The organism is Pseudomonas sp. PVC-5-1, from assembly GCF_057444345.1.
In genome coordinates this window covers 4,052,086-4,071,395 of record NZ_CM172024.1, presented here as the reverse complement: position 1 = coordinate 4,071,395, position 19,310 = coordinate 4,052,086, and the positions used below count along the sequence as shown (strand labels likewise).

At 63.7% G+C, this 19,310-nt stretch carries 21 protein-coding genes; 17 read left to right on the top strand and 4 right to left on the bottom strand.

What is annotated here, in order from left to right; genetic code table 11:
- Positions 1 to 11 precede the first annotated feature (11 nt).
- Both AC2T3R_RS18655 and AC2T3R_RS18650 read left to right on the top strand, forming a co-directional pair.
- On the top strand, positions 12 to 491 hold the full coding sequence (locus AC2T3R_RS18655) for a chemotaxis protein CheW (protein WP_003254393.1): 480 nt from the start codon (positions 12 to 14) through the stop codon (positions 489 to 491).
- A gap of 1 nt (position 492) precedes the next feature.
- Positions 493 to 888: a DUF2802 domain-containing protein gene (locus AC2T3R_RS18650; protein ID WP_015271199.1), complete on the top strand. Its 396-nt coding sequence runs from the start codon at positions 493 to 495 to the stop codon at positions 886 to 888.
- Between the two features lie 112 nt (positions 889 to 1,000).
- Here the strand turns inward: AC2T3R_RS18650 and AC2T3R_RS18645 are convergent, their stop codons facing one another.
- Positions 1,001 to 3,754, bottom strand: coding sequence for a dermonecrotic toxin domain-containing protein (locus AC2T3R_RS18645; RefSeq protein ID WP_486744094.1), 2,754 nt, complete (start codon positions 3,752 to 3,754; stop codon positions 1,001 to 1,003).
- 233 nt (positions 3,755 to 3,987) lie between these two features.
- On the opposite strand from AC2T3R_RS18645, the gene AC2T3R_RS18640 reads away from it, so the two are divergent.
- The 6 genes from AC2T3R_RS18640 (at position 3,988) to AC2T3R_RS18615 (ending at position 9,146) form a co-directional block, all read left to right on the top strand.
- Positions 3,988 to 4,563 (top strand): GNAT family N-acetyltransferase, encoded by a 576-nt coding sequence (locus tag AC2T3R_RS18640; RefSeq protein WP_085721213.1) that lies wholly within the window; start codon positions 3,988 to 3,990, stop codon positions 4,561 to 4,563.
- 73 nt (positions 4,564 to 4,636) lie between these two features.
- Positions 4,637 to 5,359, top strand: coding sequence for an iron-containing redox enzyme family protein (locus AC2T3R_RS18635; protein ID WP_085721214.1), 723 nt, complete (start codon positions 4,637 to 4,639; stop codon positions 5,357 to 5,359).
- A 23-nt stretch (positions 5,360 to 5,382) separates the two neighbouring features.
- Positions 5,383 to 6,612, top strand: coding sequence for an MFS transporter (locus AC2T3R_RS18630; RefSeq protein ID WP_003257315.1), 1,230 nt, complete (start codon positions 5,383 to 5,385; stop codon positions 6,610 to 6,612).
- 50 nt (positions 6,613 to 6,662) lie between these two features.
- Positions 6,663 to 7,928 (top strand): aminotransferase class I/II-fold pyridoxal phosphate-dependent enzyme, encoded by a 1,266-nt coding sequence (locus AC2T3R_RS18625; protein ID WP_486744093.1) that lies wholly within the window; start codon positions 6,663 to 6,665, stop codon positions 7,926 to 7,928.
- Complete coding sequence (locus tag AC2T3R_RS18620) at positions 7,921 to 8,148, top strand: hypothetical protein (protein ID WP_486744092.1); 228 nt, start codon at positions 7,921 to 7,923, stop codon at positions 8,146 to 8,148. The genes AC2T3R_RS18625 and AC2T3R_RS18620 overlap by 8 nt, the downstream gene beginning before the upstream one ends.
- A gap of 71 nt (positions 8,149 to 8,219) precedes the next feature.
- Positions 8,220 to 9,146, top strand: coding sequence for a dienelactone hydrolase family protein (locus AC2T3R_RS18615; RefSeq protein WP_486744091.1), 927 nt, complete (start codon positions 8,220 to 8,222; stop codon positions 9,144 to 9,146).
- Positions 9,147 to 9,158: 12 nt separating this feature from the next.
- Here AC2T3R_RS18615 and AC2T3R_RS18610 read toward each other — a convergent pair whose 3' ends face one another.
- The 3 genes from AC2T3R_RS18610 to fliK form a co-directional block, all read right to left on the bottom strand.
- Entirely contained in the window at positions 9,159 to 10,130 is a 972-nt protein-coding gene (locus AC2T3R_RS18610; protein ID WP_015271190.1) for a GlxA family transcriptional regulator, read from the bottom strand.
- Positions 10,131 to 10,221: 91 nt separating this feature from the next.
- Positions 10,222 to 10,566 carry an EscU/YscU/HrcU family type III secretion system export apparatus switch protein gene (locus AC2T3R_RS18605; protein ID WP_123083721.1) on the bottom strand — a complete coding sequence of 115 codons (345 nt, stop codon included), beginning with the start codon at positions 10,564 to 10,566 and terminating at the stop codon, positions 10,222 to 10,224.
- Positions 10,563 to 12,119, bottom strand: a complete 1,557-nt coding sequence (fliK, locus tag AC2T3R_RS18600; RefSeq protein WP_486744090.1) for a flagellar hook-length control protein FliK — start codon at positions 12,117 to 12,119, stop codon at positions 10,563 to 10,565. Before fliK ends, AC2T3R_RS18605 begins: the two co-directional genes overlap by 4 nt.
- 266 nt (positions 12,120 to 12,385) lie before the next feature.
- On the opposite strand from fliK, the gene ccmA reads away from it, so the two are divergent.
- Genes ccmA through ccmI form a run of 9 tightly spaced genes read left to right on the top strand, consistent with a single transcriptional unit; the run spans position 12,386 to position 19,308 of the window.
- The gene (ccmA, locus tag AC2T3R_RS18595) at positions 12,386 to 13,018 is read left to right on the top strand and encodes a cytochrome c biogenesis heme-transporting ATPase CcmA (protein WP_013973564.1); all 633 of its coding nucleotides are present in this window, start codon (positions 12,386 to 12,388) and stop codon (positions 13,016 to 13,018) included.
- Positions 13,006 to 13,683 (top strand): heme exporter protein CcmB, encoded by a 678-nt coding sequence (gene ccmB, locus AC2T3R_RS18590; protein WP_013973563.1) that lies wholly within the window; start codon positions 13,006 to 13,008, stop codon positions 13,681 to 13,683. The genes ccmA and ccmB overlap by 13 nt, the downstream gene beginning before the upstream one ends.
- Before the next feature lie 46 nt (positions 13,684 to 13,729).
- Positions 13,730 to 14,497, top strand: coding sequence for a heme ABC transporter permease (locus AC2T3R_RS18585; RefSeq protein ID WP_012273476.1), 768 nt, complete (start codon positions 13,730 to 13,732; stop codon positions 14,495 to 14,497).
- Positions 14,494 to 14,670, top strand: coding sequence for a heme exporter protein CcmD (ccmD, locus tag AC2T3R_RS18580; RefSeq protein WP_003257324.1), 177 nt, complete (start codon positions 14,494 to 14,496; stop codon positions 14,668 to 14,670). The genes AC2T3R_RS18585 and ccmD overlap by 4 nt, the downstream gene beginning before the upstream one ends.
- The gene (gene ccmE, locus AC2T3R_RS18575) at positions 14,667 to 15,122 is read left to right on the top strand and encodes a cytochrome c maturation protein CcmE (RefSeq protein ID WP_015271187.1); all 456 of its coding nucleotides are present in this window, start codon (positions 14,667 to 14,669) and stop codon (positions 15,120 to 15,122) included. Before ccmD ends, ccmE begins: the two co-directional genes overlap by 4 nt.
- 11 nt (positions 15,123 to 15,133) lie before the next feature.
- Complete coding sequence (locus tag AC2T3R_RS18570; RefSeq protein ID WP_178075731.1) at positions 15,134 to 17,107, top strand: heme lyase CcmF/NrfE family subunit; 1,974 nt, start codon at positions 15,134 to 15,136, stop codon at positions 17,105 to 17,107.
- Positions 17,104 to 17,640 (top strand): DsbE family thiol:disulfide interchange protein, encoded by a 537-nt coding sequence (locus AC2T3R_RS18565; protein WP_486744089.1) that lies wholly within the window; start codon positions 17,104 to 17,106, stop codon positions 17,638 to 17,640. The genes AC2T3R_RS18570 and AC2T3R_RS18565 overlap by 4 nt, the downstream gene beginning before the upstream one ends.
- Complete coding sequence (locus tag AC2T3R_RS18560) at positions 17,637 to 18,125, top strand: cytochrome c-type biogenesis protein (protein WP_003257333.1); 489 nt, start codon at positions 17,637 to 17,639, stop codon at positions 18,123 to 18,125. The genes AC2T3R_RS18565 and AC2T3R_RS18560 overlap by 4 nt, the downstream gene beginning before the upstream one ends.
- Positions 18,118 to 19,308, top strand: a complete 1,191-nt coding sequence (gene ccmI, locus AC2T3R_RS18555; protein ID WP_486744088.1) for a c-type cytochrome biogenesis protein CcmI — start codon at positions 18,118 to 18,120, stop codon at positions 19,306 to 19,308. Before AC2T3R_RS18560 ends, ccmI begins: the two co-directional genes overlap by 8 nt.
- Positions 19,309 to 19,310 lie beyond the last annotated feature (2 nt).

Below are 19,310 nucleotides of genomic sequence, written 5' to 3'. Positions count from 1 at the left end.
AGGGTAGGGGAATGAAAAAGTCGTCTGCACAAGGTTCCGAAGATCCGATCCTGCAATGGGTTACCTTCCGTCTGGACAATGAGTCCTACGGCATCAACGTGATGCAGGTGCAGGAAGTGTTGCGCTACACCGAGATCGCCCCGGTGCCGGGTGCACCAAGCTACGTGCTGGGCATCATCAACCTGCGCGGCAACGTGGTGACCGTGATCGACACCCGCCAGCGCTTTGGCCTTATGCCGACTGAAGTCACCGACAACACCCGTATCGTCATCATCGAGGCCGACAAGCAAGTGGTCGGTATCCTGGTCGACAGCGTGGCCGAGGTGGTCTACCTGCGCCAGTCCGAGATCGAGACTGCGCCGAACGTGGGTAACGAAGAGTCGGCCAAGTTCATCCAGGGCGTGTGCAACAAGAACGGCGAACTGCTGATCCTGGTCGAGCTGGACAAGATGATGACCGAGGAAGAGTGGTCCGAGCTGGAGAACATCTGAGTTGATCCTAGAGGTTGCTGTCATCTTCCTGGCGCTGGTCTGGGCGCTGAGCCTGTGGTTTTTTCTCAACTACAGCAAGCGCCAGCGCGAGCTGGCTGCGCAGCAGGCAGCGGGTGACGCGCTGCGTGACCAGCGCATCAAGGACCTGGCCAAGCGCCTGGACGATTACCAGAACGGTACCGTGCGCATGGGCGAGGCGCTGCATGACTTGCGCGTGGCGGTTGCGCCGCTGCCCGACAAGATCCAGCAACTGGAGCAGCGCGACCCGCACAACGTCACCTTCACCCAAGCGGCCAAGCTGGTGGGCATGGGCGCCAGCGTGGCCGAGCTGACCGAAAGCTGCGGCCTGACCCAGGCCGAGGCAGAACTGATGAGCAAGCTGCATCGCGGCAACTGATTGCCATGAGTCTTGTGCGGCCCCAGGCACAGCGGCCGCGCAAGCCCGTCCGGCAGTCAGTAGCCCTGCGCGTCCCCCGCCATCGCGACCTCTTCCAGTGGTTCGCGGTGATTCATGTTCGGCTCCAGGAATGGTTGCCACCGACGGTGGCGAACCGGTTCAGGGGCAGGAGCGTACGCACCGAATCGCGCATGCGTGGCAGATCGACGAACCGGTAGGCATTGATGCGCGGCATCCCATAGAGATTGGTGAGCTGGCGCAGGATGCGCAGGCTCGGCAGTTGCCGATCGACCACGTCGCTGAGCAGGGCAGGGCCGGTGAGGTAGCTCAGGCGGCTGGCATACTCATAGAAATTCCCCGGGTCTTCAGCCAGGCTGGGCTTGCTGTCGTAGAAGTCGCGATTGAGCTGGTAGCGTGCGTACATCTCTTCGGAAATGGCCTCCAGGGTGGGGTTGCCGGGGTGGCTGCCGATAAGGCTGGAGTTGTAAAGGCTGTTCATGCTCATCTTTTCATTGGACATGGGCGGTACCAGCAGCAGCCCATTGGCGTCCGTGCTCAAATCGACCTGATCGATGGGTTCACCGGCGGCACCTACCGGTTGGCCGTCGATGATCAATGAGTATTCGCCTGGCGCGAGCAAGGTGTCATCGACATCCATGTACAAGCCACCTTCGTGGTGCAGCATCGGGTAGCGCAGCACATCGCATGCCGATGCATAGTTGCGGGCAACGCCGCCGTTGCCATCCAGGGCAGCGTCGTACTGCGCGTAGTACCTGCTTTGGCGGAAAGCCCTGAAGAAGGCCTGCTCTTCCAAGGGCAGCACCTGCAAACCCGGGGCATGACTGGCCAGCAGCTCCAGGTTTTCGGCATAGGCCTGCTGGGCAGTGCTGGAAAGGAACAACCGCATGCTGTATTCGCTACCTTGCAACCGCGCTGCGTTCTGGCCCAAGTTGGCCAGCAGCTCCGGGCCGATGATCTGGTCACCGACCCACAGGCAGGAGATGTGCTTGGGTATTGGCCAACTGCCTGGCGCTCTGGCCGGCACCTGTAGCGGCAATGGCAGGTCCACGCCCAGCGCCCGCAGGGTACGACTGCGCATCGCATGGGTAACCACGCGCCCTTGTGGCGCGGGGCGCAGGTTCCGGCTGCCGGGTACCGCCACGAAGCCGACAGGGTCGACCTGGTTCAGGTCTTCGGCCCGAATGAATACGTCCCGCTCCATGTCGTAGATCACCCTGGCGTTGTAGCCATCGATGTTCGCTGCCAGGGTGTCTGGCTCACCATCGTACTGGGGTGTACGAATGACGGCGTCGGCAACTGCCTGGTCAGCGTCCTCCAGTGGCTCTATCGGGTCGGTGATATGGAAGTAGCTTGCGCCCTCGGGCTCCGGGAAGCGCGGTGGCGAGAGCGGGCTCAGGGGGTAGCCGATCTGTTCATTCAGCCGCGTCGGCGGCGCGAAACCTTCGACCTTGAATTCGAACAACGCCTGGGCCCTTGCGGCAGCGCCTGCCGCCAGGGGCAAGGCGTTGAACAGGCCCCAGGTGATGTTGCCGATGCCTTCCTGACGCTGCTGCAGTGACTTGCCGTTGATTGCCTGGTCGAGCCCCAGGCCAAGCTGGGCGATACCGCCGACGGCCAGCAGCGGCCCCAGGCCGGGTACTACCAGGCACAGTGGCGCCAGCAGATTGAGCGTTGTGGCCAGGTAGCCACGCCACCTGGCCTTGATGACTTCGCTGTCAGCCGTGATAAGAAACGCGGCATCGTCGTAGCTGCGCTGACGCTGGCGCTCGGCCAACGCCTGGAACAGGTCGCCCTTGATTTTGGGGTTGTACTTGGCTGGTCGATAATTGACATAGGTCTGCGGCGGCCAGGTGCCGTCGTCGTTGAAATAGCCGTGTTCGGGCGGCAGCAGGTGACGCTCAGGGTAGGCACCCAGCCCCTCCATGGCAGTGTCCAGTCCGCTGAAATCGAGGCCTTGCGGGCAATCGGCCAGGCGAAAGTGCTGTTTCAGGGCCTGGCGCCTGGTCGGGTCTTTGCATTGTTCACCGACCCAGGCCTTCAATTCTCGTTCGCTGCTGAACGTCAGCAACGGTGAGCTGTTGCCAGGTACGTACAGCACCGTCAGGTCGGTGGCGGGGTCGTTCAGGTACAGCAGGTCGGTCGCTGCATAGCCGTAGATGCTCAACGTGCTGCGTCGCAGCCTGTTGCGCCGTGGCATCAGCCCGGCCGCTTGCCAGACCAGTTGCCGTGCAGGTTCGCTGAGGCTGCCCTCGCTGACCTGTCTGTTGCAGGCTGCGATGAAGTTGAGCTTCAGCGCCAGCCTGTGGCTGTGCAGATGGTCACGCCAGTAGGCATCGAGCGACGCTTTGAAAGGCTGCTGGAAATCCAGGTTGTTGATGAACTGCTGGAAGGCTTCGGCGCTTACCGGCAAATGGGTGGAAGCGTCGTAGCGTTGCGCGGTAGTGCGCCGGAACAGTCCGTTGAATACCTCGAAGGGTGCCCCGTAGTGATTGAAGGCGGGGGCCGGGAGGGTGTCCACCAACCGTATCGGACCTGCGGGTAACGCACCGGCCCAGGGTGCTTGCAGCAGCTTGCCGAACATGTCACTGGCCGACTCGCCCTGCCAGTTGCCCAGCAGTGCCTGGGTCAGGCTGGTGCGCTGGCTGATTGCGGCCAGCTGGCCACCTGCGCCATCCGAACAGTAGTGGAGGGTAACGACGTCGAGCTGGTCCGGGTCCAGGTCATGGCCTTGCTGCGCAAGCCATTGGCGGATGGCGCGGTTGGCCTCACGATCGGGGCGGGGCACATGGCCAAGGTGGTCTATAACGTAATGCGTGCCCATCACGTTGATGCGGGTCGAATGCATGGGGGGTATACCTTGCGCTGAGATGAGGTCGGCAAGGTTGAAACAGGGGCGCGGGAAAACGGTGGTAGATTTTTCGGTACAGGACCTGACCGGTCTCATCGCACCTGGCCTCGGTCGCTGATGGCATTTTGCATGTATGTCACTATCCTTCCGTTTCCTGTCCGGTTCCCTTCTTACCCGGCGTCTTACTTAAACGTTTAAATCCCTGCCTGTACGCACAAGGGATTTACGCAATGAACACCCTCTCTTCAAAGCAGTTGGCCCCCGGCGAACCACAGTTGCAGTGGTTGCGCCAGGCTGACAGCCATACCGCGCCAGCCATCATGCAACTCATCAACAGCACAGTTGGCGATGGCGGTGTTCTGGGTTACGAGCACGAGATGTCTGCCGGGCAGAGCGTCGAATTCACGGCCTCGCTGCAAGAGCGCATCCGTGGCGGCGATACCCACGTCCTGCTCGGCCAGGCAATGGCAGGGCCGGCATGCCTGGTCATCCTTTCGCGCAGCAGCATGCCGAACTGCCGGCATATTGCCGACCTTAGCAAGGGCGTGGTGCATCCGGCCTATCGCGGGTCCGGCCTGGTGGCACGGGCTTTCTGCGAAGTCGTGCGCTTGTGCCAGGCCCAAGGTATCGAGCTGTTGACCCTGGATGTGCGCGAGGGCACTCGTGCACACCGGTTATGGCAATCCTTCGGGTTTCAGACCTACGGCGTGCTTGACGACTACGCGCGGGTCGATGGCGTGAAGCATCGCGGCCATTACATGGCCCAGACCGTGGAAAGCCTTGCGCTGCGACTCAACCTGCACTGAATTGCCCTTCATTGACCCCGCCTGCGGTCATCCCCGTCAACGGCAACTGCTCATTCATCCAAGGAACGCCCCAATGGCCTTATCTACTGCAGATTTTCGCGATCAGTTGGAGCAGAAGCTGCACCACCATCTGACCTTGTCCCACCCGATATTCGAGGAATTGCTTGCGCCCGAGGGCAACCGGCTGCTGCTGCGCAAGGTCGCGCTGCAAGGCTACCAGCTCACCAAGTATTTCCTGACTTATGTCGAGCACTTGTTCTTTCATTGCCCGCTGCCCGCCCACAAGCGGGCATTGATCACCAATTGCTTCGAAGAAGAAACCGGCCGGCTTTCGCGCACCGATAACCATGTCGTGCTCATGCAGAACTTCCTGCGGGCACTCGGTATCACCGATGCCGAGCGTGATGCCGAGCAACCGCTGCCAGCCACTCGGGAGTTGATCGATTTCCGCCTGCAGGCGGTACGGGACCCGGCGCGTTATCACATTGGTGCAGCAGCAGTGATGATCGCCAGCGAGGGGCAGAACCTCGAGACCGTCGCTGGAGATGCACGGCACGTGTTGCTGGGGCGAGCCTATGGCCTGACCGAACAGGACCTGCTGTTTTTCTCGGTGCACCAGAAGGAAGACGTGGGCCACGTCAATGAAGGCTTGGACCTTGTCTCGCAGTTGTGCACCACCGCGCAGATGCAGGAAGAGGCGTTGCAGGCGGTAGACCACACCTGCCGGCTGTTCTACGCAATGTACGAAAACATGTACCAGGCCTATTGCCGAGTTCCGCAAGCCGAGGCGGTGTAATGCCCACACAATAAGGATTGGCCATGAAACAGAAATTCAGCTCTACCTTGATCGTCTCGGTGCTGGTAGTCGGCTTCGTGGTGATGTTTCTGTCCAGCGCATTGAAAGGGTTGTACCAAGTCTACTTCGTCGACCTGGCCTCGCACTTTGGCGAGGGGCGCGCAGCCTTGGCCACCGCAGGATCGCTGTTCGTCCTGACCATTGGCCTGGTGTCGCCCGTGGTGGGGTGGCTGAGCGACCGGGTTGGCCCCTTGAGCACGGTGGCCCTGGGCAGTCTCAGCGGCGGGGTGGTGCTGCTGGGCGTGACCTTCGCCGGCACGCACCTGCTGGTGTTCACCCTGGTGTATGGCCTGCTTGGAGCCTTTGCCCTTGCGGCGATGACCTATGTACCCATGGGTATTCTGGTCGATCGCCTGGTCGCCGAACGGTTCAAGGCCTTCGCTTTCGCATTCGTCACCAACGGCACGTCCATCGGCTTCATCGTGCTGTCGCCGTTGTGGATCATGCTGCAGCAGAGCGTGCCCTGGCAGTCGGTGTTCTCTTGGGTTGGCCTGATCTTCCTGGTGCCTTTGAGCCTGGCGCTGTATTGGGTATCCCGCACCGTGCCGCTGAAGCCCGACCCGCAGGCAGCAAAGGTCAGGCATCCGGTGATGTTTCTGCTGCGTGACCCGCGCTTCTTCGTGCTGGCGCTCAGTTTCGCCAGTTGTGGTGCCACCATGGCGTTCATCGATGTTCATCTGGTGTCGTTCTGGCAGGGTGAGGCGCTGCCCAGTTCGGTGCAGGCCAGCGGCCTGAGCCTGCTGGGTGTGCTGGAACTGGTCAGCGGCCTGCTGGCGGGTTGGTTGGCCACCCGCTACAACAAGGGGCTGCTGTTGATGATGTTCTACCTGCTGCGAACCGCTGCGGTCATCGTGCTGCTGACCACGCCCGGGCCCCTCGGAACGTACGTGTTCGCTGTGCTGTTTGGCGCCAGTTACCTCGGAACGGTGGTGCTCACGTCTGCCTTCTGCTTCGCGCTGTATGGCGCCGAAATCAAAGGCAAGGTGTTTGGGATGCTGTTCCTGGTACACCAACTTGGCGCCTTGGTAGCCACGCAGCTGGGCGCACTGGATTTCGACCGGCATCAAAGCTACCAGCTGACCTTGGCCGGCCTGGCCACGGCCACGGCGGTGGCTGCCCTGGCATCCTTGTGGCTGGTAGCGGTTCGCCCTTCAAGCGAAACCCTGGCCACTCAACTCGCCGAACCTGAATAGTCCACCGATCAATTGCGCATTGTTCAATGCAAACAAGGAGGCGCATAACCATGCAATCGACCGTGATTGGCCTGGATGATTTCAACGCAACTGATTTCAATGCAACCAGGGCATTGCATGCTCACCGGGTCAGCGACCTGTCCGATGTGTTCTGTGAGCCGTTGGCCATGACGTCCGCCTATACCTTCGCTTCAGCCAAAGAGGCATGCGAGCGCTTCAGCGGCCAGCAGCAAGGCAATGTATACAGCCGGTTCACCAACCCGACCGTCCAAGCGTTTGAAAGCCGTGTGGCAGCGCTCGAACGCGCTGAAAGCGCAGTGGCGTTCGCTTCTGGTATGGGCGCTTTCACCGCGCTTTGTCACGCCTTTCTCCAGCAAGGCGACAACATCGTCTGCAGCCGGGACGTGTTCGGTACTACGGTCAATGCCTTCAGCTACTACATGGCCCGCTTCGGGATCGAGGCCCGATTCGTCGATTTGACAGACCTGGCGCAGTGGAAGTCAGCAATCGACGGCAGGACCCGCCTGGTGGTGTTGGAGTCGCCCTCCAATCCGCTGCTGAAAATCGGTGATATCCGCGCCATAAGCATGCTGGCACATGAAAAAGGGGCATTGCTGGTGGTGGACAACACCTTGCTGACCCCGGTTTTTCAGCGGCCACACACACTGGGAGCGGACCTGGTCATCCACTCCGCTGGCAAGTACATGGATGGCCAGGGGCGTGCATTGGCGGGCGTCGTGACCGGTTCGCAAAGCCTCCTGCAGGTGTTGCGGGGTGTTCTGCGTACCTTGGGCATTTCTTGCAGCCCGTTCAACGCCTGGCTGCTGCTCAAAAGCCTGGAAACCCTCGAAGTCAGAATGATGCGGGCGCAGGAGAGCGCCTTTGAGCTGGCACGCTGGCTTATGGATCAGGACCTGGTGACTGAAGTCCATTACACCGGCCTTGAACACCACCCCCAGCATGCATTGGCGTGCCGCCAGCAGGACGGCCATGGCGGGCTATTGGCTTTCGAGATCGTCGGGGGCCAGGCCGCAGCCTGGCAATGGATTGACGAACTGCGTTGTGTGGCGCGCTGTACCAACATCGGTGACACCCGCAGCATGGTCACGCATCCGGCCACAACCACACACGGGCGGTTGGACGCACAGGCACGCCAACAGGCGGGTATCACGGATGGTTTGATCAGGTTCTGTGTCGGCCTGGAGCGTGTTGACGATATCAAGGCCGACCTGCAACAGGCCTTCCAGGCCGTGTCCTCGCAAAGGTCCATGGCAGCGACGGCCGGCCGTGCCCGGAACGCGGTGTTCAATGGCTGAACTGCTTGCTTCAGGATTCGGCATCGGTGTGTTCGCCGTGGGGGTGCAGATCCTTGCATTGATCGCGGTGTATGGCACGGCCTGCGCGAAGGAGGTGCGTTTTTATGCCGTGGCTTTTGTGCTGGCGAGTTGCGTGATGACAGGTATGGCGGTGCTCGACCCGTTGGCATTCACCCAATGGCATGTCGATGGCCTGGCAGTAATGACGATGTGCGGCTGATGCCAGGCGCCGCCAATTTTCGATAACGGGTGAAGGTTCAACACCCGCTCATGACGTTCAGGGGTAACCAGATGTTCAAAGTAATGGCCATCAGCTTGGTGCTGGGCTGTGCGCTTCCGTTCGCAACGGCCCGGGCTGAGGTCGCCGCCACCGATAGCGGCACCGTTGTCACTGTCAGCAAACGGCTTGTCTCTTTCTATAGTCAGCCACTGCCATCCGCTGGCAAGGCGATACCGATTCGGGTTCCGGCTGTGTTGTCGCTGCCGGCCAACGGTGCGGGCCCGGTACCGGCGGTGATCATCCTGCATGGCTCGGCGGGCATGGATTCGCGCGGCCCGTTGCATGGCGGCGACCTCAATGCCCGCGGCATCGCTACGCTGGAGTTGGATATGTGGGGCGCACGCAGGCTTGCGGGCGGTGCACAAGGGCGGCCACCACGTGTGCACGATACCCTGCCGGACCTGGCAGGCGCCCTGGCTTACCTGGCCAAGCAACCCGGTGTCGATGACAAACGCGTGGGCGTGCTCGGGTTTTCCTGGGGGGGCGTACAGGCCATGCTCGCCGCCTCTGCTCCCATCAACGACGAACTGGAGAAAGCCTCAGGCGTACGCCCCATCTCGATGGCCGCGTTCTACCCCGTGTGTTGGGGTTACAACCGTGTGCCAGGTTATACCTTCAAGCATCTGGCCCCGGCGCGCTTGCTGGTGCTGGTGGGCGAAAACGACCAGTACGACGATGACCCGCGTGCCTGTTCGTCGCTGATTTCAAACCTGCCCAGCGAAGACCAGGCGCGGGCGCAGGTGCTGGTGTACCCCGGCGCAGAGCACGGCTTCAATGGGTTGGAGGCTGCACAGGAGTATCAGGACCCGTTCCTGCACCGTGGCCAGGGAGGCGTGGGGCGTTCGGCACCTGACCCGGCAGCGCGCGACGCTTCGCGCCGGGCCGTGGTGGAGTTCTTCACCGAAAGCTTCGCCCCGACTGCGATAAGCGAGCGGTAGCAGCACAAAGATCTAGGCGCCCTCGTTAGCCAGAGCATGGCGAAACTGCAGTGGCGGTTGTGGCATTTCCTGGCGCCATGCCAGGCGAAAGGCATGGCTGCTGCCGTAGCCGCAACGCTCGGCGATCTGTTCCACGTTGAGATGGCTGCCGCGCAAAAGCTCACGGGCCAGGTCGATGCGTTGGGCGCGCAGGTAGTTCTGCAGCGTTTGGCCGGTATTATCGCGGAACAGCCGCGCCAGGTGCCGGTAGCTCACATTGAACTGGCTGGCCAGTTGTTCGAAGCTGAAGTTGGTACCCAGGTGTGCATCCATGTAGTCCTGGGCTGCATGCACCAACGGGTGGATGTGGTTGCGCGCCAGGTCTGCCGCGCGCAGTTGCACATCTTCGCCGGCGCGGCGACGGTAGATGACCAGTTCCTGCGCCACCTGGTTGGCCACTACCTTGCCAAATTGCAGGCTGACGATGTGCAGCGCCAGGTCGGTTCCGCTGGACACGCCTGCCGAGGTGAACACGCCATCATCCTCGACGAACAGGCGGTTCTCCAGCACCTTGGCTGCTGGGTAGCGCGTTCGAAGCAAGTCGACGTAACGATGGTGCGTGGTGCATTGCCGGCCATCCAGCAAGCCAGCTTCGCCCAGCAGAAACGCACCGGTGCATATGGAGCACAGTTGTATATCCGGCGTTTGCCTGACCACCTGCGCCAGCCACCGGGCTGTGGCGGTCAATATCGCGGTATCGGCGGGTGTCGCAGAGAGCTTGTTGCCCACCACGAACAGCAAGTCCTGCGGTGCCAGCCGGTCAGGCAACTGGTGCAGGCCACTCAGTGTCACGCCCTGAAAACTGCTGACTTGTTGTCTGGCGGCTATGCAACGTACGTTGACCGGAGCCAGCTGGAGTTCTTCAAGGCTCGCCATGATTTGTAACGGGCCGCCGAGATCAAGGATGTGGGTGCCCGGAAGCAGCAAGAACCAGATGGTACGCATTACAGTATTCCTTACATCGCCAGGCGCCTGACCTTGAGCGGCACGTTACCAATATGGCGCAAAAAGGCAATTTGCATGAATACCAGGGTGGTCAGGTGCCTTCGCCTCCTGGCAGCAGCCTTCCCAGGAGCGGTGGAACAGGCCCAGGGGCGGCAGGTTCGTCATCGAAGCCCGCAGGCACCTTGCCCCGCAGGTGCCAGGCAAAGGCGATGATTTCGGCGATGGTCAGGTACAGCGCCTCCGGTATCTGGTCCCCCAGCTCCAGGCGCGCCAGCAGACGCACCAGCTCGGCATTTTCGTAGATCGGCACCTCGTGTTCCCGGGCCAATGCCAGGATGGCCTCGGCCAGCGCATCGTCACCCTTGGCGGTGAGGGTCGGGGCTTGCTGCCCGTCGTAGAACAGGGCAATCGCCTGGCGTGCAGGTTGGTGCGTCATGCGTTCTCATCCACCCAACGTTGTTCTACCCGCGTACGCGGGCCTTGTGGTGGGATACCAGGATGGCATTCCAGATCACCCACATCCAGGCCCCGCGCCAACAGGCGTTCGCGCAAGCTGCCGAGCTGGCTGTCGATCAGCCGGGCTGTCGCCTCGCGTTCCGCCCAAAGCTGGCCACCCAGGCGGCCTTGGCTCAGTTGTGCCTGGACCTGAAGCGGGCCAAGGGGCGAGAGGTCGAAAGCCAGCTCGATACGCCACAGGGCTTGCAGCGGGTCGGCTGACTCCTGCTGGCGGTCGGCCTGCTGTTGTGGCGTTTCCTCGCGCTGCAGCTTGACCTGCAACGGGATGAACTCTTGGCCGTGACGGATCGGCACTTCGGTTTGCCAGGTGGTCTGCAGGTTGCCGTTTTCCAGGGTACCGGTTTGTTGCAGGCTGCTCATGGCATGGCTTTGCAGGCGCGATACGGCAGCGGCGGCCAGGCGTAGCAATTGTTGCAGGTCGCCTTCGTCCTCCATGGCCTTGAGCAGGCGCGACGGCAGCGGGAATGCGCCCGGCTGCGGCTTGGGGCTGACCCGCTCGAGCATGCCCAGCGCGCTGCGGGCCAGGGCCGGCATGGTAACGGCCAGGCTGGCGGGCGCCAGGTTGGGCGCCCCGGGTACGCTTGCCGGCGTGATGGTGATCAGCCGCAGCAAGTGGGCCTTGAGGTCGGTGGCGACACTGGCCGGGAAACCGCCCAGCAGTTTGGCTTCGAGAAAGGCACCGCTGTTGTTCAGGGCCTGCGCCACTGCCTTGGCATCACCCAGTTGCCGGGCTTCTGGCAGGCTCGCCAGCAGGCGTTCGGCGCTGGCTCGCAATTCGCCATCGGCGCCCGGGTCGCGGGCCACCTGTTGCAGGGCATTGAGCAGGCCGGGCAGCGAAGCCTGGCGGTTTTGTTGGGTCAGCAGCTGCTGGGCAATGCTGAGCTGGTCCTGGCGGCCGCTGAGCGGTACGAAACGCAGCGACTGGTCGCCCTGCACCAGCGCGCTGAGCAGGCTGCCGACGGCCAGCGGGCGCGGGCTGTCCACGCTCAGGGTAGCGCCGGCCTGGGCGCTGTTGAGCAGGCTGACCAGCGCCCGGTAGACGGCTGGCTGGCCGGGCGCCTGGGCCAGCGCCTGGTTGGTCAGGACCTTGCCCTGCAGCAGGGTGCCGACCGGCACTTTGCTGGTGTCCAGGCGGGTGAGGGTGGCGACCTGGCTGGCGCTGGCCTGCTGCAGCATGATCGCCAGGCGGTTGCTTTCGGTCTGGCTGACCGTGACCTGGCTGCCCTGGGGCAGGGGCTGGCTGGCGCTGGCTTGCAGCTGGGTCTGGGTGCCGTTGGCCTGCATCAGCCGCAGCACCAGCTGAAAGTCCTGGCCCACCTGGCGCAACGACATGACTTCGGCCTGGGCGGTCTCGCCGGGGGCCATCAAGCCGGGTTGCGGTTGTGTCAGGCGCAGCAGTTCGCCGGTCATGCCCGCCTTGATGGCCTGGGGGCTGATTGCGGTTTGTGCGCCGAGACTATTGATTTCAGTCATGATTGTATACAACCTGTCGAACCCGCCCTCTTGGCAGCGTGGCGGCGCGTGTAATAATGCCGGCCGTCCGTCGTTGCCAGTATAACGGCAGCGAGGGGGGCGACTTGAGATACAGGGCTCCAGGGCCGTGTCGCCTGCTTCGCGGGTGAACCCGCTCCTACAAGGGGTTGCGCAGCTTTCAAGCCTTGCGTGAAACCTTGTGGGAGCGGGCGTGCCCGCGAAGCAGGCGACACCGCTCCGGAACCCTACAAAGATAAGGCGAAACCGTGACCCTTCACCTCCAAGCCGCGGGCCTGGCCTGCGAGCGCGACTGGCGCCTGCTGTTCGAGCACCTCGCTTTCGAGCTGCGGCCCGGCGACATGCTGCAGATCAGCGGCCCCAACGGCAGCGGCAAGACCAGCCTGCTGCGCTTGCTGGCCGGCCTGATGCAGCCGACGGCCGGGCAGATCCTGCTGGGTGGCAAGCCACTGGCCGAGCAGCGCCACGCCCTGGCCAGCATCCTGTTGTGGATCGGCCATGCAGCGGGCATCAAGGACCTGCTCACCGCCGAGGAGAACCTCACCTGGCTGTGCGCCCTGCACCAGCCGGCCAGCCGCGAGGCGATCTGGGCGGCACTGGCGGCCGTCGGCCTGCGTGGTTTTGAAGACGTGCCCTGCCACACCCTGTCTGCCGGCCAGCAGCGCCGCGTGGCCCTGGCCCGGCTGTACCTGGCCAGCCCGCCGCTGTGGATCCTCGACGAACCCTTCACCGCCCTCGACAAGCAGGGCGTGGCGCAGCTCGAGGCGCACCTGGCGGCCCACTGCGAGCAGGGCGGCACGGTGGTGCTGACCACCCACCACACGCTGGAACGCAAACCCTCCGGTTACCGTGAACTGAACCTGGGGCAATGGGCGGCATGAGCGTATTCATCCTGTTGTTGCGCCGCGAAGCGCGCCTGCTGTTCCGCCGCCCGGCCGAGCTGGCCAACCCGTTGGTATTCTTCGCCATCGTGGTTGCACTGTTCCCGCTGGCAGTCGGCCCGGAAAGCCAATTGTTGCAAACCTTGTCGCCAGGCTTGGTCTGGGTGGCGGCGCTGCTGGCGGTGCTGTTGTCGCTGGACGGCCTGTTCCGCAGCGATTTCGAGGACGGCTCGCTGGAACAGTGGGTGCTGTCGCCGCACCCGTTGGCGCTGCTGGTGCTGGCCAAGGTGCTGGCACACTGGATCTTTTCCGGGCTGGCGCTGGTATTGTTGGCGCCGCTGCTGGCGCTGATGCTGGGCCTGCCGAGCCACTGCCTGCCGGTGCTGCTCGGTTCCCTGCTGCTGGGCACGCCCGTGCTGAGCCTGCTGGGCGCGGTGGGCGCGGCGCTGACAGTCGGTCTGAAACGCGGCGGTTTGCTGCTGGCATTGCTGATTCTGCCGTTGTATATCCCTGTATTGATCCTGGGCAGTGGTGCGTTGCAAGCGGCGTTGCAGAATATGCCGGCAACCGGCCACCTGCTCTGGCTCGCCAGCCTGACGGCCCTGGCCGTGACCCTGGCACCCTTTGCGATAGCGGCCGGCCTGAAGATCAGCGTCGGCGAATAACGAGTCCCGGGCTTTCAAGCCCGGCCAATACCCTGGATGTACCCTGATGAAAATAAGCTGGACGTGGTTCCACAAGCTGGGCTCCCCCAAATGGTTCTATGCCATCAGCGGCCGCATGCTGCCGTGGCTTGCCGGCGCTGCCGTGCTCCTGCTGCTGGTCGGCATCACCTGGGGCCTGGCCTTCGCCCCCCAGGACTACCAGCAAGGCAACAGCTTCCGCATCATCTACATCCACGTACCGGCGGCGATGCTGGCGCAGTCCTGCTACGTGCTGCTGGCAGTGGCCGGGGTGGTGGGGCTGGTGTGGAAGATGAAACTGGCCGACGTCGCCTTGCAATGCGCCGCCCCCATTGGCGCCTGGATGACCGCCGTGGCGCTGGTCACCGGGGCCATCTGGGGCAAGCCCACCTGGGGAAGCTGGTGGGTCTGGGATGCCCGGCTGACGTCCATGCTCATCCTGTTGTTCCTGTACTTCGGCATTATTGCGCTGGGCCAGGCAATCAGTAATCGTGACAGTGCAGCCAAGGCCTGTGCGGTACTGGCGATCGTCGGCGTGGTGAACATCCCGATCATCAAGTACTCGGTGGAGTGGTGGAACACCCTGCACCAGGGCGCCACCTTCACCCTCACCGAAAAGCCGGCGATGCCCGCAGAAATGTGGTTGCCGCTGCTGTGCACGGCGCTGGGCTTCTACTGCTTCTTCGGCGCGGTGCTGTTGCTGCGCATGCGCCTTGAAGTACTCAAGCGCGAAGCGCGCGCCAGTTGGGTCAAGGATGAAGTATTGAACAGCCTGGGGCGGAGGGCCGCACAATGAGTTTCGCCACCTTCGGTGACTTTCTCGCCATGGGCCACCATGGCCTGTACGTGTGGACGGCCTATGGCATCTGCCTGGCGGTGCTGGCGCTGAATGTCGCCACGCCCGTGCTGGCCCGCCGTCGCTACCTGCAAGATGAGGCGCGCCGTTTGCGCCGGGAGAACAACCAGTGAATCCGCAGCGCAAGAAACGCCTGTTGCTCATCGTCGGCCTGCTGGTCGGCGTCGGGGTTGCCGTCGGCTTTGCCTTGAGCGCATTGCAGCAAAACATCAACCTGTTCTACACCCCGACCCAGATCGCCAACGGCGAAGCGCCGCTGGACACCCGCATCCGCGCCGGCGGCATGGTCGAGAAAGGTTCGGTACAGCGTTCGTCCGATTCGCTGGACGTGCGCTTCGTGGTCACCGACTTCAACAAGTCGGTGCCGATCACCTACCGTGGCATCCTCCCCGACCTGTTCCGCGAAGGGCAGGGCATCGTCGCCCTCGGCAAGCTCAACGCCGATGGCGTGGTGGTGGCCGATGAAGTACTGGCCAAGCACGACGAGAAGTACATGCCGCCCGAGGTTACCAAGGCCCTGAAGGAAAGCGGCCAGGCCGCCACCGGCGGGGAGGCCAGGCCATGAACGCGGCGCTGGTGATCCCCGAACTCGGCCAGCTGGCGATGATCCTGGCCATCTGCTTTGCCGTCGTGCAGGCCAGCGTGCCGCTGCTCGGCGCCTGGCGTGGCGACAGCCTGTGGATGAGCCTGGCGCGGCCGGCGGCCTGGGGGCAGTTCGCCTTCCTGGCCTTTGCCTTCGCCTGCCTGACCCATGCCTTCATGACCGACAATTTCTCGGTCGCCTATGTGGCCAGCAACTCCAACAGCGCCTTGCCCTGGTATTACAAGTTCAGTGCCGTGTGGGGCGCCCACGAAGGTTCGCTGCTGCTGTGGGCGCTGATCCTCGGCGGCTGGACCTTCGCCGTGTCGGTGTTCTCGCGGCAGTTGCCGCAGGTGATGCTGGCCCGCGTGCTTGCGGTAATGGGCATGATCAGCGTGGGCTTCCTGAGCTTCCTGATCATCACTTCCAACCCGTTCCAGCGCCTGCTGCCGCAGGTGCCGACCGATGGCCGCGACCTCAACCCGCTGTTGCAGGACTTTGGCCTGATCGTCCACCCGCCGATGCTGTACATGGGCTACGTCGGGTTCTCGGTGGCCTTCGCCTTCGCCATCGCCGCCTTGCTCGGTGGCCGCCTGGACGCCGCCTGGGCGCGCTGGTCGCGGCCCTGGACCATCGTTGCCTGGGCCTTCCTCGGTGTCGGCATTACCCTGGGTTCGTGGTGGGCCTACTATGAACTTGGCTGGGGTGGCTGGTGGTTCTGGGACCCGGTGGAAAACGCCTCGTTCATGCCTTGGCTGGTGGGTACGGCGCTGATCCACTCGCTGGCGGTGACCGAAAAGCGCGGGGTATTCAAGAGCTGGACCGTGCTGCTGGCGATTGCCGCGTTCTCGCTGAGCCTGCTGGGTACCTTCCTGGTGCGCTCCGGTGTCCTGACCTCGGTGCATGCGTTTGCCGCCGACCCGTCGCGGGGCATTTTCATCCTGATCTTCCTGCTGTTCGTGGTCGGTGGTTCGCTCACTCTGTTCGCCCTGCGCGCACCGGTGGTCAAGAGCCAGGTCGGCTTTGCCCTGTGGTCGCGCGAGACGCTGCTGCTGGCCAACAACCTGGTGCTGGTAGTGGCGGCCTCGATGATTCTGCTCGGCACCCTCTACCCGCTGGTGCTCGATGCGTTGACCGGTGCCAAGCTGTCGGTCGGCCCACCGTATTTCGACGCCTTGTTCCTGCCGCTGATGGCACTGCTGATGGTGGTGCTGGGCGTGGGCGTGGTGGTGCGCTGGAAAGACACCCCCGGCAAATGGCTGGCCAGCATGATGACCCCGGTGCTGCTCGGCAGCGCCATCCTCGCGCCGGTGGCAGGCTTTATTGTCGACGACTTCGACTGGCCGACCCTGACCGCCTTCGCCCTGGCCGCCTGGGTGGTGCTTGGCGGGCTGCGCGACATTCTCGACAAGACCCGTCACAAAGGCCTGCTCAAGGGCCTGCCTGGCCTGGGTCGCAGCTACTGGGGCATGCAGCTGGCGCACCTGGGCCTGGCGGTGTGCGCGCTGGGCGTGGTGCTGTCGAGCAACAACAGCGCTGAACGCGACCTGCGCATGGCACCGGGCGAGAGCGTGGAGCTGGGCGGTTACCACTTCCTGTTCCAGGGGGCCCGGCACTTCGAAGGGCCGAACTTCATCTCCGACAAGGGCACCGTGGTGGTCAGCCGCGATGGCCGTGAAGTGACCACCCTGCACCCGGAGAAGCGCCTGTACACCGTGCAGCAGTCGATGATGACCGAAGCTGGCATCGACGCCGGCTTTACCCGCGACCTGTACGTCGCCCTCGGCGAGCCGCTGGAGAACGGTGCCTGGGCGGTCCGCGTGCATATCAAGCCTTACGTCCGCTGGATCTGGCTGGGCGGTCTGCTGACCGGCCTGGGCGGGTTGCTGGCGGCCCTCGACCGGCGCTATCGCGTCAAGGTCAAGACCCGGGTGCGTGATGCCCTGGGCGTGTCTGGAGCAGCTGCATGAAGCGTTGGATCATGGTAGTCCCCCTGGCGGTATTCCTGCTGGTGGCGGTGTTCCTCTACAAAGGGCTGTTCCTCAAGCCCGACGAGCTGCCCTCGGCAATGATCGGCAAGCCGTTCCCGGCGTTTTCCCTGGCCTCGACCCAGGGCGACCGTACCCTGACCGAGGCCGACTTGCGTGGCCGCCCGGCACTGGTCAACGTGTGGGCCACCTGGTGCCCGTCGTGCAAGGTAGAGCACCCGTACCTGAACCAGCTGGCCCAGCAGGGCGTGGTGATCCACGGCGTCAACTACAAGGACGACAATGCGGCGGCCCTGAAGTGGCTGGCCGAGTTCCACAACCCGTACCAGCTGGACATTCGTGACGAGCAGGGCAGCCTGGGCCTGGACCTGGGCGTGTATGGCGCTCCGGAAACCTTCCTGATCGATGCCAAGGGCATCATCCGCTACAAGCACGTGGGCGTGGTCGATGCCACGGTCTGGCGTGAGCAGCTGGCGCCGCTGTACCAGGGCCTGGTCTACGAGGCCAGGCCATGAAGCGGGGGCTGGCAGCTGCCGTGCTGGGGCTCTTCATGGGGTTGAGCCTGGCAGGCGTGGCCAAGGCGGCCATCGACACCTACCAGTTCCGCGACGATGCCGAGCGTGAGCGCTACCAGCAGCTGACCAAAGAGCTGCGCTGCCCCAAGTGCCAGAACCAGGACATCGCCGACTCCAACGCGCCGATTGCCGCCGACCTGCGTCGGGAAATCTTCCGCATGCTCGGCGAGGGCAAGAGCAACCAGCAGATCGTCGACTTCATGGTCGACCGCTATGGCGACTTCGTGCGCTACAAGCCGGCGCTCAGCGGGCGTACCTGGCTGCTGTGGTTCGGCCCGGGGATTTTGCTGGCTGGTGGTTTCGTGGTGCTGGCGCTGATCGTGCGCCGGCGCCGCAGTGCGGCCGTGCAGGGCGCCAATGAGTTGTCCGCCGAAGAACGCGAGCGTCTCGCCAAATTGCTGGAAAAAGAACAGACCCATGATTGAATTCTGGCTTAGCGCGGGCCTGCTGCTGCTCGCTGCCCTCAGCTTCCTGCTGATCCCGATCCTGCGTGGCCGTGGCCGCCAGCAGGAAGAAGACCGCACCGCCCTGAACGTGGCACTGTACCAGGAGCGCGTCGCCGAACTGGTTGCCCAGCAGGCCGCTGGCGTGCTCGACGAGGCGCAGATGGCCAAGGGCCGTGACGAGGCCGCCCGTGAGCTGCTGGCGGATACCGAAGGTGCCGAGGCCCCGCGTCAGGGGCACCTGGGCAAGGCCCTGCCGTTGCTGGCGGCGCTGCTGGTGCCGCTGCTGGCATTGGGGCTGTACCTGCATTTCGGCGCGGCCGACAAGGTTGAGCTGACCCAGGAGTTTGCCGAAGCGCCCAAATCGATGGAAGAAATGACTGCCCGCCTGGAGCGGGTGGTGCAGGCCCAGCCGGATTCGGCCGAGGCCGTGTACTTCCTGGGCCGAGCCTACATGGCCGAGCAGCGCCCCGCCGATGCCGCGCGTACCTTCGAGCGCGCCGTGGCCCTGGCCGGTCGCCAGCCCGAATTGCTCGGGCAATGGGCACAGGCGCTGTACTTCGCCGCCGACAAGAAATGGAGCCCGCAGCTGCAGGCGCTGACTGACGAGGCGCTGAAAGCCGACCCCAACGAAGTGACCAGCCTGGGGCTGCGTGGTATCGCTGCCTTCGAGGGCGAGCGTTACCAGGAAGCCATCGATTACTGGAAGCGCCTGCTGGCGCAGCTGCCGGAAGGTGATACCTCGCGTGCGGCGCTGCAGGGCGGCATCGACCGCGCCGCCGAGCGCCTGGGTGGTTCGCCGGGGCGGTCTGCGGCGCCCGTGGCGGCTCGCTTGAAGGTGCGCGTGGAACTGGCTGCGGCGTTGAAGGACAAGGTCAAGCCGGACGACACGGTATTCATCTTCGCCCGCGCCAGCAATGGCCCACCCATGCCGCTGGCGGCCAAGCGGGTGACCGTGGCGCAGTTGCCGATCGAGGTGGAACTGTCCGATGCTGACGCCATGATGCCGCAGATGAAACTGTCGGACTTTGCCGAAGTCCAACTCGTTGCACGTGTATCACGCGCTGGCCAGCCAACCCATGGCGAGTGGATTGGCCAGGGCACGCCATTGCCCAGCGCCACCCAGGCCATCCAGCACCTGACCATCGACAGCCCCGACCCGTAAGA